Genomic DNA, 17,000 nt, shown 5'->3' with positions numbered 1-17,000 from the left:
AAGGCAAAACAGAAATGGTAGAAAAAAGTGAAATTTTAAGTCTGGAAGACATCAAGCGAATGGTAAACCTTTTTTATGGCAAAGTCCGAAAAGATGATTTACTTGGCGGTATTTTTAATGAAGTGATACAGGACAATTGGCCTGCTCATTTGGAAAAAATGTATCGGTTTTGGCAAACAGTTTTATTGGAGGAGCATACATACAATGGAAGCCCCTTTGCGCCGCATGTTAAACTTCCAGTGCAAGGCAAGCACTTTGATCGTTGGAAACAATTGTTTTTTGACACTGTAAATGAAAATTTCTCAGGTGATAAAGCGGAAGAGGCCAAATTCAGGGCCACTAAAATGGCAGAAATGTTTCAACTGAAAATTGACTATTTTCAAAATCAAAAAAGAAATTAATCGCTTTCTATGTTGATAAAGCTGTCAGACATTTTTACACCGAATTCCAGCAAAAAGAGGTATTCCAAAGAAACCTTGTTGCAGTTGGAAATCAAAACGGAATTTGTAGAAGGTTTGGCGAAAAGTCTAAAGTTGCTCCATTTGGAAGAAACAAGTACAGAAAACAACTTGTGCTATGCTTTTAATGGGGATATAAACCTCAATTACAAACTCGGATTATCCCAATCGGATATTAGAAATCACCTCAAAGCTACCTTACAACCCATCGAATACAACATTGAAACGGACACTATCCAATTCACGCTTCCCTTTGTATAATTCCAGTACCCTTGTTTACTGGATTGGTGTGCCTCGTAGTCTTTTAAAAGTATCGTAGGTTTTATCCACTTTTTCCTTTGGAGTGGTTTCAAACTCTTTTTCAGTTACTTTGTAATAGGATTGTAAACTATCCAATTTTTTGTGCATTGAGGTTACGACATCTTTATACGCTTCATCATTGATGGCATTATAGAGTTCCCGTGGATCTTTCTCCAAATCATAAAACTCCCACTCGTCTATATCATCATAAAAATGGATGAGTTTATATCTATCTGTTCTAACACCATATTGTCTTTTGACCATGTGAAAAGCTGGAAAATCATAATAATGGTAATACACAGCATCCTTGAAATCTTCCTGTGTGCCATCCAAAAGTCCTTTGAAGGATGCCCCTTGCATATCAGCGGCATACTCTTGTCCTCCAGCTAAATCCAAAAAGGTGGGGGCAAAATCCAGATTTTGAACCATTGCATCAATAGTGCTATTGGGCTCAATTACACCAGGCAATTGCATCAACAAGGGCATTTTCATAGATTCCTCGTACATAAAACGCTTATCGAACCAGCCGTGTTCGCCCAAATAAAATCCCTGATCGGAAGTATAGACCACCAAGGTGTTTTCATCCAGTCCCGTTTCCTCCAAATAGTCCAAAATCTTACCCACGCTCTCATCCACAGCCTTTACTGTGGCCAAATATTCATGCAAATACCGCTGTCCTTTCCATTCCGCCAATTCTTTTCCATGTAAATTGGCTTCGTAAAAGGCATTGTTCTTTGGTAAATAGGCCTCATTCCAAATTTTTCGTTGTTCAGGGGTCATGCGATCAAAATCCGTGGTCCACGGATTGTGTGCCAAATCTGTGCTTCCGTAACCGTCACTCATTTTCAGGTCATGCCCTTCATACATATCCTTATAAATGGTCTGCTGTTGTTCCACTGAAGCCCTCTGGTTCTCAAATTCTGGAAAATAAGTGTCCGGCAAGGGAAAAGTGATGGAATCGTAAACGTTCAGATGGCGTAAAGCGGGCATCCAATTTCGATGGGGGGCTTTATGATGTACCATCATGTAAAAAGGTTTTTGGTCACTATCCCTTTGTTTTAACCATTTCAAACTCTTGTCCGTTATCAAGTCTGTGGCATATCCCTCTACCACGGTGGTATCCTCTCCTTGGATAAATTCGGGATTATAATAGTTCCCTTGATCGTTGAGAATATCCCAATAATCGAACCCTGCAGGTTTTCCGTGCAAGTGCCATTTCCCAACAATGGCCGTTTCGTAGCCCAACTTTTTTAAATGTTTTGGTAAGGTCGGCTGACTATTATCAAATCGTTCCCCATTCATCCGAAACCCGTTAATGTGACTGTGTTTTCCTGTAAGGATGACCGCCCTACTGGGGCCACAAATGGAGTTGGTGCAAAAGTTGTTCTGAAAAATGGCTCCATTTTGGGCAATTCGATCAATATTTGGCGTTGGTGCCAGTTTTCCCAATTCATGGCCGTAAGCACTAATAGCTTGAAAAGCATGGTCGTCCGACATAATAAAAATGATGTTCGGAGGACTTTGGGTCACTTCTTCCTTGGGTTTCTCTTCCTGTTTGCACGAAACAATAAACAATAATCCAAGAAGTGTTAATCCTATGCGCATGATATTCTATTTTAGGGTAAATGTTTCTGATAGATCAGCATCGGAATTGGTTCCAACAAAAATTTCAAACTCCCCTGGTTCTGAAACAAATTCCAGCTGGGTATTGTAGAATTTTAAATCGTCTGGAGATAGGGTGATGGTCACTTCTTTACGCTCCCCTTTCTTGAGCATGATTTTTTGAAATCCTTTTAATTGACGTTTTGGCGGCGTAATGCTTCTTACCACATCCCTTAAGTACAATTGCACCACTTCTTCTCCATCATAATCACCTGTATTAGTAACAGTAACAGTAGCAGAAACAGCCTCCCCTTGACCAATAGATTTCTTATCCAATCTAAGATTGGAATAGTCAAAGGTGGTATAACTCAACCCATAACCAAAAGGCAATAAAGGGGTGTTGGGTGCATCCAAATAATTAGATCTAAACTTTTGAAATTCGCCGTTCCCAGGAGCAGGTCTACCCGTAATTTTAGCACTATGGTAAATGGGTATTTGCCCTACATTTATTGGCCAAGTAGCGGTTAATTTACCAGATGGATTATAATCCCCAAAAACAACATCGGCAATGGCGTTACCGGCTTCCACACCGGGGTGCCATACCTGTAGAATGGATATCGGCAAATCAAATTCCTCAGGGGTGGTCAGCGGTCTGCCGCTCATCAAAACTAGTGCAACCGGCTTTCCGGTATCCACCAATGCTCTGACCAATTTCTTTTGGCTCTCAGGAATTGAAATATCAGTTCTACTTGCTGCTTCCCCACTCATTTCGGTGGCTTCCCCCACAACGACGACGACCACATCAGAAGTCTTGGCCAATTCCACGGCTTCGTTCAGCATAACCGCTGGAGAACGTTCATCAATTTCAATTCGAGGACCAAATACGTTAACATGCTTGGCAAATTCGGTATCATCTGAAATATTGGCTCCTTTCGCATATTTTATGGAAGCATTTGGCGCTACATTTTTGAAGCCTTCTTTGATGGTCACTGCCAAGTTAAAATCGCCCGTGGGTGCCCAGGTTCCCAACATGTTTTCCCTGCTATCGGCCAAGGGACCAATTAAAGCAATCTTTCCCTGCTTTTTCAAAGGAAGTGTGTTATTGTGATTTTTGAGCAGCACAAAGGAGTGGGCTGCCAATTTCCGGGCTAAAGTCCTATTTTCCTTGGTCAAAATATCCTTTTCTGGACGTTTAGAATCCAGATATTTGTAGGGATCATCAAAAAGTCCAGAGATATATTTGGCTTCCAAGACATGTCGACAAGCATTGGTAATTTCCGCTTCAGTGATTTTGCCTTCATCCAATGATTTTTTTAAAGTAGTCAAAAAACCCTCGCCCACCATATCCATATCCAAACCAGCTTTTAAGGCCAGTACCGATACCGCTTGAAGGTCTCCCAATCCGTGGGCGATCATTTCATTGAGGGATGTATAATCCGAAACCACAAAACCATCAAAACCCCATTGTGTACGGAGCAAATCCGTAAGCAACCATTTGTTCCCGGTTGCCGGTACGCCATCCACATCATTAAAGGAAGTCATCACACTGGCAGCACCTGCATCAATGGCTGCTTTATATGGTTGAACATATTGGTTGAACATTTTAATCTTGCTCATATCCACTGAGTGATAATCACGACCTGCTTCAGCCGCTCCATACAATGCAAAGTGCTTTACGCAAGCCAACATGGTGTGGTTAGCAGCCAAATTATCACCTTGATAGCCTTTTACCATGGCCTCCGCAATTTTGGAACCTAAATAGGGATCCTCTCCTGCTCCTTCAGAAATACGCCCCCAACGAGGGTCCCGGGCGATATCCACCATTGGGGAAAAATTCCAATTAATTCCATCTGCAGTGGCTTCTTTTGCAGCCATTTGAGCGGCTTGTTTTATCAAATCCATATCCCAACTGGAAGATAGTCCCAAAGGGATTGGATAGGTGGTCTTATAGCCATGTATGACATCAGAACCAATCAACAATGGAATACCTAGGCGGCTTTGTTCTACGGCCATTTCTTGAGCCACTCTAACTTTGTCTGGCCCAGTTACACCAAAGAGACCGCCAACCTGTCCAGCCTTGATCTTGGCTTCTACATTTTCACTGACCACAGATCCTGTGGCCACTCCCCCACCCGGGGTCAGTAAATTCAACTGACCTATTTTTTCTTCCAAGGTCATTTTATCAAGTAATTCCTCCACTTTGGGAATGCTCTGCTGGGCATTGGCTCCAAAAAGGGAAAGAGCTATAAAGCTGTAAAAAATGTTTTTTAACTTCATGATAAGCTATTTGTTTTATTCTGATTTTACAATGGCCGTCCGCTCGGAAATACCATTGGCATTGAAGGCTTCAATCTGAAAATAGTAGGCATCTGCGCGGTCCATTCCGGAAAAATAGTATTCGTTGGTGCCGTATACCATGATGCTGCCGTACAGTTTATCTTCTGATTTTCCAAAATAGACAACATACCCATCAGCCAAATCGTTCTGCTTCCAGCGAAGCCATGAATTTCGACGCTCTCCAAACTTTTCGGGCCTGTTCCTGAGCACTATGAAATCTTCCACAGGTTCTGGTTTTTCTCCTGCTCCCTTTCCAAACACGCGAAAACCGCTCAAGGCAAATTTTCCTGTCGGCATTTTGATGTTTTCCAGTTTTAAAAACCGTGCGCTTGCCGGTTTTTCCAATTCAATGTAATCGTGTGGTACATCCGTTTTGTTATTGCTTTTGTCCACCAAAACAGTCCACTTTTTACCATCATTGGAGCCATAAATTTTGTATTGGTGGTATACTCCTGATGATTTTCCCAAAAACTCGGCATCTTGGTCAGCATAATTGATTTGAATGGCATTAATGGTGGAAACTTCACCCAAATCGGTCTGGAACCACTCCCCTTTATCGCCTGTTTTGGCAGTCCAATAGGTACGCATATCCTCATCCACGGCAAAATTGGGTTTGTACCCTCCAAGTGTAGAGGAAACTTGAACAGGCTTGTTGTAATTCAACAGCATCCAGCCTGCAAAAAGTCCTCTGATGTGATTGGCATTTTCTTTGGGCAGATAGGTCGGGTAATCCCCATAGGCCGTATTGGAATATAGTACATCGTCTTGATCAAAACCTGCTGGCCAAATCCCAATCCGGCGCTCAAAATTGTTTTTTTGGTTCAAAATAATTGTCGAAACATGCCACCAATTGCCAAAAGTATCTTGGTACGTGGCTCCATGTCCGGCCCCTCGGGCAAAACCTCCAGGCTTATAGGAAAATGGATTGTGCTTCTGGTAGGAAAATAAGTCCAAAGGTTTTTCACTTACATACACACCATCAGCATAGCCACTAAATTCAGTTCCTGGACCACCGTACTGTAAATAATATTTACCATTGTACTTGGTCATCCATGCCCCTTCCATAAAAGGTTGAAGAAAAGTATTGTCGTTGTACTCTCCAAAGCGCTCCCAACCATGGTCCTCAGGAACCAGACTGATTAAGGGTTTTACATAGCCTTCAGACTGCAATGTTTCTGTATTGATCTCAGTGCCCAAAATGGGAAACACGTTGCTGGAACCCCAATACATGTACAGTTTATCGGTCTCTTCTTCATACAAAAAACCAGGATCCCATGCACCGGCCTTTAACGAGTCCACAGCAATTTCCCAATTATCCCCGGTTGGATCTTTACTCTTCCACATAGAAAAAGCTGGTCCATGGGTGGAACCAATGAGATAGAGTTCATCCTTCATGACAAATGCTGCGGGTGCACAAAGTTCGTCGTAAGTCTCATTGCGTTCTCTCAAAAATTTTCTTGGGACAAACTTCCAATCAACCATATCATCACTCCACCAATACCCCCATTGGTTTGTGGAAAATAAAAAATAGTTGCCCTTGAAGGTTACAATTACCGGGTCTGCCGTGGCTCTGTGTTTGCCATGCTTGGCCAAGTTGGGAATAGGAGTGTATCCGTAATCAATGTTAATGGGATTGCAATAGGTTTTTTGTTGTGCGTGAATTACTTGAAATGACATAAAAAGCACAAAAGAGAATGAACAAAATAATGTTTTGGCTCTCGTCATTATGGACTTTCTTTTTTGTGTGAAAACAGCCAAGGCAACAAATCGGGTTCTGCAAAGGCAGGGTCCCAGCTGTTATGATTGGCAAAATCGTATACCGTAAACCTTGGATAAGCCCCAGCGCTTAAAAGTGCGGATACCATTTCCATGGATTGCAACGGATTCACCACGTTGTCTTGTGCCCCGTGAAACACCCACAGCGGTATTTTTTTGGCATAGGTTGCTACGGAATTAGGGTCTCCTCCTCCGCAAATTGGAATTGCGGCTGCAAACGTATCCGGTTTTCTACTTAACAATTCAAAAGTGCCCATGCCCCCCATGGACAATCCCATCAGGTACACTTGATTGTCATTGGCATAGGGTTGTTCAATGGTGGTTTGGAGCAAATCCATCACCATTTCTAAGGGTTTGGTAGGACCTCCCTTGTAATTAAAGTTCAATTTTATGGGATAGGTGCTTCGGTCCACATCCACGTTGGACCAATAGCTATTGGTTGGACACTGTGGAAAAATAACGATTGCCGGATATCGCTCTTGCAGATAATCCGTAGCGAATAACTTACCGCCATGTACCAATTGTTTTTCATTATCGTTTCCACGTTCTCCAGCTCCATGTAGAAAAAGTACAACAGGATAATTCCCATCTTCCTGAAAATTATTGGGATACATTATCCGATATCTTAAAGTATCGTTCCCTTCGATCAACATTTTGGCTTCATATTTTGATTGCCATTGTGCAGCGACCAAATTACAAGTGAGGAGCAAAAGAAAAAATGATAATTGTTTTGTCATATTAAAATCCAAGTTTGGTCAAACCGGCCTGTACATCTTCGTTTGCCATAAACAGATTCCAAAGCAACCCAGTTCGGTAGTTTTCAATCATAATAATCTGAGGACCTTGGTCTATGGCCAAGTACGCTTCGGCCACCCAATAATTATTTTGCGGACTAAAGGCATCATAAAATCCGGCTGGGCCCAATAATTCCTCTTTATTTTTATAAAAATAATGCATTGCGGCCAACGATTCGTCAGGAGTGTACGGAATTGAGCTTATGGCAGCCGTAGGTGATATAACCCCGGTATCATTTGATGGACTATGGGCATTATATCCTATACTGCCATCATTATTTCTAGAGTAGCTCGCCGTTAAGCCCCAACAGTCTTCTCCATAATCTAAATAATTGTTGGGATTGTCTACACAGTACGTATAGTTGATCATGGAGTGGTTGATGTTTACATCCCAATAATCCACATAATCATCGGACAGGTTTCTTGGATTTAATCCCAAATAGGAATAGTGTGCCCAAAACAAGGGGCCACCAAACTGTTCTGATCCATTATGCTTAACCCAAAGTGGATATCCGTATTGGGTATTGGCCGAGACTATACTACCATCTGAAGCCCAACCGCTAGTATAAACTTCCTTTGATATACCATAATCAGGAGAAGCTGCGGCCATAATGTAGGTGATTAATACTTCGTTATATCCCCTTAGTTGAAAATTGATATCGAATCCAAAGTTTGGACTCCAATGCCAATACAGCACGTTTTGGCCTTGGGTGTACCAATCCCATTCAACACCTTTCCAGAGGTCATCTGCCTGTTGTGCCAGTGTTTGTTCTGATGCACTTCCATTCTTAAAATATTCTTTTACACAAATAAGGCCTTGAGCCAAAAACGCCGTCTCGACCAGATCACCTCCATTATCCATAGCGCTGAATGGAATCACAGACCCATTGGCGCCATTAATCCAGTGCGACCATGCCCCATGAAACCGGTCTGCGTTCTCTAGAAAATCCAAAAGTGTAGTCAATCGTTCTACACCTTGTTCCCTACTGATAAAACCTCTTTCCATTCCCACTAGCAACGCCATAAGACCAAAGCCCGTACCTCCTGCAGTAACCACGTTGGCATCCCTACCTGGGTCATTTGGATGGTATCGTTCCCTGGCCCCGCCTGAATTTTCTTCGGCGTAATCCCAAAAATATTTAAAGGTTTCCTCCTGGGTCAGGTCCATGAGTTCTTCATTGGTAATGGTTGGTTCTTCCTCCTCCTCAACGGGAACCTCATCGTCCGTAGGTAATTCTGATAGCCCTGTAGGTCCCTTGCCATCATCAGAGCATGAAAGCAAGAAAAGTGTGCAAAGCAAAAAATATCCAACTATGTTTTTTACCATGTTATTCTTGGGTTTTAAAGCCTAGCTTTTCCAATCCTTTTTGTACATCTATATTAGCCATGAACAATTTCCACAACAAACCACTCCTGTAATTTTCAATCATTACAGGAATTGGACCTTGATCTATGGCCAAATATCTAGGCAAATACCAGTTGTCTTCCAAACTAAATGCATCATACGGACCGTATTCCCCAACCAAACTATCCTGCTCGGTGTACATAAACCGTAAAAACTGCATACTTTCTTTAGGTGTATACGGCATGGATGACAAGGCTGCAGTGGGTGAAATCACTCCTAAATCCATCCCTGGACGGTGACCGGCATATCCTTTTATGGAATAGCTCGATGTTAGTCCCCAGCAATCTTCCCCATATCCTTTATAGCCTTTTGGATTGTCCACGGCGTATTTATACTGAATCATAGCGTGATTGGTGTTCAATTTCCAATAATCCGCGTATTGGTCTTTAAGGTTTTTTGGATTGAGCCCCAAATAGGAATAATGCGCCCAAAACAAGGGACCAACAGGTGCATTATCATGCTCATAATGATTCAATTCGGTTTCCAAACCATAATAGGTGGTGTCTTGTGCTATTTTGCCATCCAAGGCCCAGCCCTTTTCATACACACTTTTTTTGATGGAATGGGTTGGCGATGCAGCTGCAAGGACGTACATAATCAGGCATTCGTTATACCCTCCCACAGGGAAATTCATTTCCCATTTGTATTCTGGGCTCCAGTGCCAATACAGCACATCTTCCCCATTCTTGGTATACCAGTCCCACTCAACACCTTCCCAGAGCTGCTGGATTTTATCCGCTAGCTTTTGTTCACGTTCATTGCCATCTTTGAAGTACTCCTTTACAGCCAAAAGTCCCTGTACGAGAAATGCAGTCTCCACCAAATCACCTCCATTATCCTTTTTACTGAAGGGAGTCACTTTTCCTGATGGCAACAGCCAATGGGGCCATGCACCATGAAAACGGTCTGCTTTTTCCAAATAATCCACAATTTTCTCATAGCGCTCCAACGCTTGTTGACGTGTGATGAACTTCCGTTCCACACCAACCAAGATAGCCATGAGTCCAAATCCAGATCCACCTGTGGTAATGATATCTTTATCGTGATTGGGATACACATTGTCCATATGAAAACGTTCCCGCGCCAAACCAGAAATGGGCTCCGCTCCCTCCCAAAAATAGTTGAAGGTTTGGTACTGAACCGAATCCAACAATGCTTCATCGGAATATGTTTTCTTAGCTGGAGTATTATCCGCTACACTTTTGTCCTTTTTAGTTTTTTGGCCATTGCATCCCATAACCAAGGATGCAACGGCCAAAGCAATTGAAATTAAAATTAACCGCATATAAATCAACTAACTCAAAAAACTTAACTTTTTGATTTTTATTAATCATTCATTATTTCTTGTATTTCCTCTTGGGTCAATGCCTTATCGAATATGTAAAGCTCATCAATAAAGCTTGTATCCGACAGGTGTCCCCATCCAATAAAATTGGGTGCTCCAGAGCCAATGGAGAGTATGGAACAGTTTTCCCAACTAATGGTCTTACCAGTCATATCTCCCATGTTGGCCACAGGCTCTCCATTGAAATAGATCAGTGTTGCAGTTTCGGTCACTGTAAAGGCTACATGTACCCATTCTCCTGCGGTAACGTCGATGACCTCCCCATCATTCCACACATCTCCGGCATCACTTCCCACATGAAGTTTAATACGCTGTGATGCGGCATCTCCTTCTCTAAACAACCTAAACCCTGCACTTAAATCATTATCGCTCCCATTCATGGGTGGGCTAACTGTAAGTAGTCCTGCCCTATCAGGGTTTCCATCCACTTTATACCAGAAAGCAGCACTGAACTGATTGTTGAACAATCCATCGATAGGGAATGTGAGATAGGAATCTGCTACGCCCGCGTAAGCGTCGCTTCCCACACTACTTTCTCCAGCAAATCCTGGAGTTCCTTCCACAGTGGGTTCTGAGTTGCTATTGGCCTCCGTGTAGGTACCATCGAATGGCATATACAAGGTTGACCCATAGTTTGGTACGGTTACCGTACCGCCTGCAACCGCTGCCACTTCTTCAGGCGTAAGTGCCTTATTGAAGAAACGAAGGTCATCTATGGTACTATTGTCCGATAGGTGATCCCAATAACTGAAAGTTGGGCCTCCCGATCCAATGGTAAAGGTTTCGCAACCTGTCCAGTCGATAGGTGCAGACATGGCAGAGGAAAGCACTTCAGTACCATTAAAGTAAATGGTGTTTTTATCACTGGCAATGGTAAAGGCAATATGTACCCATTCTCCGGCGGTAACATCAATGACATCACCATCGTTCCAGCTTTCACCTGCTCCCGTTCCTACGTTGAGTTTGATTCGTTGTTCATTGGCATCACCTTCCCTGAAGAGCCTGAACCCTTGGAAACGGTCCACTTCATCATCGCCAATTACTATAATTCCAGCCCGTGTAGGCTCTGCATCCACCTTATACCAGAAGGCTCCGCTGAATTCGGGGGTAAGCAGTGATGCGTTAGCTGGATATTCAATATAAGAATCCGTTGCCCCAGCATAGGCTTGGTCACCTACTTGACTTTCATCTGTAAATCCAGGTGCACCTACTTCGCTGGCTGCCCTACTTCCCACTAAATCAATATAATCACCATCAAAAGGCATATAGAATGACTCTCCGGGATACTGTGGCATATATGGGTTTAATGAATTCAACATAATTTGTATGTCTACATCAGTCAACGCCTTATTGAAGATTCGGAGTTCATCTATTTCACTATAATCCGATAAATGGTCCCAGTAATCAAAAGTAGGACCACCTGAACCAATGGTCAAAACTTCACAGCCTGTCCAATCAATGGGTGCTATTAAATCTGAAGACAACATCTCAATCCCATTAAAGTAGATAGTGGTCTTGGTTTGCGAGATGGACATGGTCACGTGGACCCATTCACCTGCGGCCACATCTATGACGCCACCATCATTCCAGCTCTCACCGGCTCCAGTACCTACGTTCAATTTTATCCGCTGTTCATCACCATCTCCTTCCCTGAACAATCTAAAGCCTTGGAAACGGTCTTCGGCATCATCGCCAACTACTAATATTCCGGCTCTGTCCGGTACAGCATTTACCTTATACCAAAATGCCGCACTAAATTCTGGGTTTTTTAGCCCATCCATGGGAAAATTGAGGTAGGAATCTTGTGCTCCAACGTAGGCATCAGAGCCCACGTATCCATCTCCATTGAATCCTGGTGAGCCTACTTCCTCGGGCTGTTGAAAGCTGATGAGGTCCATAAATTGGCCATCAAAAGGCATGTACATTACCTCCCCATCAAACATAGCCTCATATGGAGGCGATTTGGAGAAGTTGACTTCCTCTGTGGACGTTTTTCCCTCTAGGTCGGTAGCAGTTACGGTAAGCTTGTGATCTCCATCGCCTAAATTATCATATGAGAACTCTTTGAGTACCACACGATAATCCAAAAACGAATTGAAATTGGCAATTTGGGTACCGTTCAACATCACTTTAATATCCTCTACCTCTATATCATCGGTAACTTCAATATCAATATCCAAGCTTGTTACTTCTTCAAAAACCTGAATCTGGGTTCCCTCAGTGGGATAGTTTATGCTTATCTGAGGAGCTGTCTCATCTGTTCCCGGAGCTACTTCTGTGATAGAGTCAATTCCTTGGTCACATCCATAAAAGAACAGGATAACCAGGCAATTGACCAGTATTAATCTTATGGTTTTCATTTTTGTGCTGTGTTAGTTGTTAATTATATCTCCCAAAATGGGGAATTCATCAATTTGGTCTTGATGATATGTAACGAAGGCTTTGTCTGCCGTGAACGTCCTTCCTTCGAAACTGAGTTCCTCATATCTACCTAAGCGAACCATGTCCAAAAACCGTTTGCCCCATTCCATGGCCAATTCGGCATATTTTTCATCTACAAGTTGGTCCATAGTAACACCACTAATGGGTGGAAGTCCTGCCCTGCTTCTTACCATATTCACCGCTTGGTCAGCACTCATTGCAGAGCCTGATGCTCCATGTAACAAAGCTTCGGCATAAATCAATAGGGTTTCTGCATATCTATATACTATATAGTGCTTGTTGCTTCCATATTCTGTCCGACCAGAAATGAGTTGGCTGCTGGGCAGGTAGTGCTTACCACTGCAGAATATGGCCCTTTCGTTGTCTAGAAGGACATCTCCATATCGTGTTTCAGGAGAAACAAAATCAGGTAAGGTTTCCGCGGTGTAAGCTGTTGCGTTGATAATACTGTCAATTCCGTTCTGGGTGAACAACACTGTTGTTTCCAGACGTTCCGTTTCGCCGCGGTCCAACATAAAGGTCACATACTTCATACTTGGCTCAAAGAAGCCCCAGCCACCTGCGGCTCCAGCCACTGCAGGGGTCCAACCATTGGGTCCATAAGGCGCATAAAGATGGCCTACGCGATCTCCAGAACCTGTATTAAAATCAGAATATTGGAATTCAAATAGGTTTTCATCACTGAGCTTTCCCGGTGTTTTGAATAATTCATAGTAGTCAGACATCAAGCTAAATTTACCTGAGCTGATTATTGCTCCTGCGGCATCTGCTACAACTTGGTAATTTTCCAGTTCTTGGTTCGCCAATGCCTTTAGCATTAGTGCCGTATATCGAGTTACACCTCCAGGCAAATCTGTACGTTCATTGGGGCGCATGTTCAGCAGAAATGGCAGGGCCTCATCCATTTGATCGGAAATGTGTTGCATCACCTCTTCCTTAGTGGGAACCGAGGTTACATTTTCAAAGGCACTGAGGTCTGATGATTCAGGAATAAAGACCGCACCATATACCTGTGACAATTGAAAAAGCAATATGGCTCGCAAGACCTTTGCCTCGGCTATATATTGATTACCAAGGGCAATTCCTTCCTCATCGGCTAATTCCATATACCTGCCAATCTGTTCCATACCAGTATGTGCCGCTATGATATCACCGTAGTAGGTCTCCCAAAGGGTTCTGGAACCAAAAAAGGAGTTATCATACACATATCTGTCCTGATTCTTTAAACCTTGCTGATCTCCAGCCGCATTAACATCATCTCCTCTGGTTGCCACAACCAAAGGTTGTTCCCAACCTCTGGAATTTACGGCCTGATAGACCCCAATGAGTGAGAATATCATATCATCGGTCTTAGAGAAGTCGGTACCACCCGCAAAATTGTTATTGAGTTCTGGTTGCTCAAGTTCACTGGAGCAGCTTGAAATCAAGATGCCCAAGAATGCCAAGAGTGCAAAAAATTTGTTTGTTTTTATAAATTTCATAGCTGTCTTTTTAGATTTTAACATTAACTCCCACTGTATATATTCCTGGAATAGGATACGTTTGATTGTCACGTCCATCTGGCACCTCTGGGGTGAAACCGTTATAATCAAATAAGGTCAAAGGCCGCTCCGCGGTTATATAAAACCGTATTTCGGGGTTAAATTTTCCGGGTAATTCCGGCAAAGTGTACCCCAAAGTCACATTTTGTAGTCTGACAAAATCTCCTTTTTCAACAAAAAAGCTGTTGAGAAATTGATTGCTCCATGGGTTTCTAATTCCCCTGGCTGATGGGTAGGAATTGGTAGAACCAGGCCCGTTCCATCGATTTATCGCAAAGTCTCGGTCTATATTGGGATCGGGAGTTTGACGAATTGCAAATCGTTTTTGATTGGCAATGACATTCCCGCCTTGTCCAATGACATTCAATGTAAAATCCCACGCTTTATAGTTGAGCCCAACATTGAAACCAAAGGTATATGTGGGCAAGTAAGACCCTAAATCGACCCTGTCTTGGGCATCAATCATCATATCGCCATTGTGGTCCACAAATCTAAAATCACCGGGTTCTACCGTTAGACCATTTCCAATAGCTGTCTGTGCAGCAGGGTCCGCTTGGATTTCTTCAGGTGTTTGATACACTCCCGCCACTTCGAGACCAAAGAAAGGGTTTATGGTACCCCCAACCACGGTTCTTTGGGCAAGGTCACCACCACTGGTCAGGTTTTCTTGTCCCTTCAAATCCAACACTTCATTATTGAGGGTAGAAAAGTTAGCCCCAATATTGTAACTGAAATCCTCAGAAACCCGTTTGTTCCAATTCAACACCACCTCAAACCCAGTGTTTCTGATTTTTCCAACATTCTGTCTTGTTGTCCCTGGCACCAACAATCTAGACACGGGAATTACCGCGTCCCTGGTATCCCTTTTAAAGTAATCCGCATCCAAAGACAATTGGTTATTGAACAATCTTGCTGTTATACCCACATTGGTCTCTGCCGTAACTTCCCATTTCAAGGCCTCAAAGTCACTGCTAGTGACCAATCCTGAAAATCTGGTATCTCCAAAAGCCGCAACAACTTCTTCTGAGGTTATGCCCCCGGTACTTGAAGCAACATTGGCATTCCCCAATTCACCCCAGCTACCTCTAAACTTTAAAAAATTGATGGCATCGGTGTCTGGAAAAAACGATTCTTCTGAAATGACCCATCCAGCACCAATGGTTGGAAAATAGCCCCATTTTTCTTGGTACTTGCTTGTTCCATCCGCCCTGAATGTACCATACAAAAGGTATCGATCATCGAAATTGTAGGCAACTCTTCCAAAGTAAGAGAAAAAGTATTGCCTACTTCCATCATCCCCAACACCATCAACATCAATTGTTTTGGACAAATCCAAGAAATAGGATTCATCGCCAATCCCTGGTCCATTAGGGAAATTCAATCCTTTGGCTTCCAAAAGTTCAAAAGATCTATCCCGAAATGCCGTACCTGCCAAAACTGTTAAGTTATGTTTGCCAAAACTGTCATTAAAGGTCAGGGTATTGTCCCAAGTCTGTTCAGAAAAGGTTTCCGTTCTTTTGATCAACTCTGCATTCTCCCTGAAGGCATTTCCGTTTCCAAAAAAGAAAGGCAATCTTACTTCCCTTACTTCCAAGGTTTCAAAATTGTGGTAATAAGCAGTTTTGAATGTCAATTTATCGGGAACCAGTTGATAGCTCAAATCAATGGTCATCAGCGTATTCCGTATTTTGTTCCTATTTTCCGTATTGTCCATTATTGGGAAAGGGTTTTGTGTGCCCCTATACCCTAAATCCTGTGCATTAGCATACGGTTTTGGGTAAGCATCAGTTTTGGAAGGGTCCAGAACTGGCATTACGGGTACTGCAAAATAGGCTAGCGCAAAAGCAGTATCTTCTGGTCTATATCTTGTAGCATTACTAAAAAGTGTGGATACGCCTACATTGAGTCGATCACTAATATCAAAGCTCAATTTGCTTCGGATATTGAGACGCTCAAAATCGTTCTTCATTTTAAGAATCCCTTCTTGCTCAAAATAATTCAGCCCTACTGAATAAGCGATGTTATCGGAACCTCCTGTCACCCCAAAACTGTGATTTTGTTGAAGGGCATGTCTTAGAATTAAATCGTACCAGTCTGTATTGACATTTGGCACGTTAGGGTTTACCCTGCTTCTACCATAGCGTTGCATGGCATTTTCAATAAACTGCGCTTCAGCTGCAGACCCTGACTCCCTGGCCAAAGTGGCAAACTGTTCCGAATTGGAAAGCTTCACTAAATTTTGGGCTATTTGTACGCCTTGATACCCATTGTAAGTAATCTGTGGTTTTTGATTTTTTCTTCCGGACTTGGTCTCTATCAACACCACACCATTTGCAGCTCGAACACCATAAATGGCAGCTGCCGAAGCATCTTTCAAGACTGAAATACTTTCAATGTCCTCCGTATTCAGAAAGTCAATGTCATCGAAAAATGTTCCGTCGACCACATATAAAGGATTCGAAGCCCCACCAACATAAGAACCAATACCCCTTACCCTAATGGTAGGGCCTGTTCCCGGAGCACCACTACTCACAACCTGCAAACCCGCTACTTTACCCTGTAGGGCCTGCATAGCGGCTCCAGAAGGAGTCCTGGTGATATCCTCTGATTTAATCGTGGCTATGGAACCTGTTAAATCAGCCTTCTTTTGGGTACCATAACCTACTACTACCACTTCATCCAAGCTCTCTGTATCTTCCTGAAGGGAGATATTAATAATGGTTTGACCATTAATAGATACTTCTTGGGTGGCAAAACCAATGTAACTGAATGAGAGTGTTCCGGTACTTGAAACATTGTCCAAACTGTAATTTCCATCGAAATCGGTTTGGGTTCCGGTTGTAGTACCCATTAAGATAATACTCGCTCCTGGCAATGGCGTACCTTGATCATCAGTAACTGTACCCGAAACCGTTATATTGCTTTGGGCCAAAAGCACCGCTTGAAACAATAAAAACGAGATTGTTAATAGTTTGCTTTTAATTTTCATAATTGTGCAAA

General features: G+C 42.8%; 11 protein-coding genes. 2 read left to right on the top strand and 9 right to left on the bottom strand.

What is annotated here, in order from left to right:
* The first annotated feature begins 14 nt into the window (after positions 1–14).
* Positions 15–401 carry a group III truncated hemoglobin gene (locus FG28_RS13815; protein ID WP_036383707.1) on the top strand — a complete coding sequence of 129 codons (387 nt, stop codon included), beginning with the start codon at positions 15–17 and terminating at the stop codon, positions 399–401.
* Between the two features lie 9 nt (positions 402–410).
* On the top strand, positions 411–719 hold the full coding sequence (locus tag FG28_RS13810; protein WP_036383704.1) for a hypothetical protein: 309 nt from the start codon (positions 411–413) through the stop codon (positions 717–719).
* A 15-nt stretch (positions 720–734) separates the two neighbouring features.
* Here the strand turns inward: FG28_RS13810 and FG28_RS13805 are convergent, their stop codons facing one another.
* The 9 genes from FG28_RS13805 to FG28_RS13765 are packed head-to-tail and all read right to left on the bottom strand — an operon-like array spanning position 735 to position 16,989.
* A complete protein-coding gene (locus FG28_RS13805; RefSeq protein ID WP_036383702.1) occupies positions 735–2,363 on the bottom strand; it encodes a sulfatase in 1,629 nt (542 codons plus the stop codon).
* A gap of 6 nt (positions 2,364–2,369) precedes the next feature.
* Positions 2,370–4,637 (bottom strand): beta-glucosidase BglX, encoded by a 2,268-nt coding sequence (bglX, locus tag FG28_RS13800; protein WP_036383699.1) that lies wholly within the window; start codon positions 4,635–4,637, stop codon positions 2,370–2,372.
* Between the two features lie 15 nt (positions 4,638–4,652).
* A complete protein-coding gene (locus FG28_RS13795) occupies positions 4,653–6,374 on the bottom strand; it encodes a discoidin domain-containing protein (RefSeq protein ID WP_036383697.1) in 1,722 nt (573 codons plus the stop codon).
* Positions 6,375–6,421: 47 nt separating this feature from the next.
* The gene (locus FG28_RS13790) at positions 6,422–7,210 is read right to left on the bottom strand and encodes an alpha/beta hydrolase-fold protein (RefSeq protein ID WP_036383694.1); all 789 of its coding nucleotides are present in this window, start codon (positions 7,208–7,210) and stop codon (positions 6,422–6,424) included.
* A 1-nt stretch (position 7,211) separates the two neighbouring features.
* Positions 7,212–8,594 carry a glucoamylase family protein gene (locus tag FG28_RS13785; RefSeq protein ID WP_036383692.1) on the bottom strand — a complete coding sequence of 461 codons (1,383 nt, stop codon included), beginning with the start codon at positions 8,592–8,594 and terminating at the stop codon, positions 7,212–7,214.
* A 1-nt stretch (position 8,595) separates the two neighbouring features.
* Complete coding sequence (locus FG28_RS13780) at positions 8,596–9,957, bottom strand: glucoamylase family protein (RefSeq protein ID WP_036383688.1); 1,362 nt, start codon at positions 9,955–9,957, stop codon at positions 8,596–8,598.
* A gap of 41 nt (positions 9,958–9,998) precedes the next feature.
* On the bottom strand, positions 9,999–12,377 hold the full coding sequence (locus FG28_RS13775; RefSeq protein ID WP_036383686.1) for a LamG-like jellyroll fold domain-containing protein: 2,379 nt from the start codon (positions 12,375–12,377) through the stop codon (positions 9,999–10,001).
* A gap of 12 nt (positions 12,378–12,389) precedes the next feature.
* A complete protein-coding gene (locus FG28_RS13770) occupies positions 12,390–13,940 on the bottom strand; it encodes a RagB/SusD family nutrient uptake outer membrane protein (RefSeq protein WP_036386637.1) in 1,551 nt (516 codons plus the stop codon).
* Positions 13,941–13,950: 10 nt separating this feature from the next.
* Positions 13,951–16,989, bottom strand: coding sequence for a TonB-dependent receptor (locus FG28_RS13765; RefSeq protein ID WP_036383684.1), 3,039 nt, complete (start codon positions 16,987–16,989; stop codon positions 13,951–13,953).
* Positions 16,990–17,000 lie beyond the last annotated feature (11 nt).

Origin of the sequence: Muricauda sp. MAR_2010_75 (assembly GCF_000745185.1) — a bacterium.
Classification (GTDB): domain Bacteria; phylum Bacteroidota; class Bacteroidia; order Flavobacteriales; family Flavobacteriaceae; genus Flagellimonas.
This window is presented reverse-complemented; position numbering and strand designations above follow the sequence as displayed.

Excerpts from the sequence above, each read along its gene's own strand:
- FG28_RS13815 (WP_036383707.1), top strand. The coding sequence starts at position 15 with ATGGTAGAAAAAAGTGAAATTTTAAGTCTGGAAGACATCAAGCGAATG.
- FG28_RS13785 (WP_036383692.1), bottom strand. The coding sequence starts at position 8,594 with ATGGTAAAAAACATAGTTGGATATTTTTTGCTTTGCACACTTTTCTTG.
- FG28_RS13780 (WP_036383688.1), bottom strand. The coding sequence starts at position 9,957 with ATGCGGTTAATTTTAATTTCAATTGCTTTGGCCGTTGCATCCTTGGTT.
- FG28_RS13770 (WP_036386637.1), bottom strand. The coding sequence starts at position 13,940 with ATGAAATTTATAAAAACAAACAAATTTTTTGCACTCTTGGCATTCTTG.
- FG28_RS13810 (WP_036383704.1), top strand. The coding sequence starts at position 411 with ATGTTGATAAAGCTGTCAGACATTTTTACACCGAATTCCAGCAAAAAG.
- FG28_RS13795 (WP_036383697.1), bottom strand. The coding sequence starts at position 6,374 with ATGTCATTTCAAGTAATTCACGCACAACAAAAAACCTATTGCAATCCC.
- FG28_RS13775 (WP_036383686.1), bottom strand. The coding sequence starts at position 12,377 with ATGAAAACCATAAGATTAATACTGGTCAATTGCCTGGTTATCCTGTTC.
- FG28_RS13790 (WP_036383694.1), bottom strand. The coding sequence starts at position 7,210 with ATGACAAAACAATTATCATTTTTTCTTTTGCTCCTCACTTGTAATTTG.
- FG28_RS13805 (WP_036383702.1), bottom strand. The coding sequence starts at position 2,363 with ATGCGCATAGGATTAACACTTCTTGGATTATTGTTTATTGTTTCGTGC.
- FG28_RS13765 (WP_036383684.1), bottom strand. The coding sequence starts at position 16,989 with ATGAAAATTAAAAGCAAACTATTAACAATCTCGTTTTTATTGTTTCAA.
- bglX (WP_036383699.1), bottom strand. The coding sequence starts at position 4,637 with ATGAAGTTAAAAAACATTTTTTACAGCTTTATAGCTCTTTCCCTTTTT.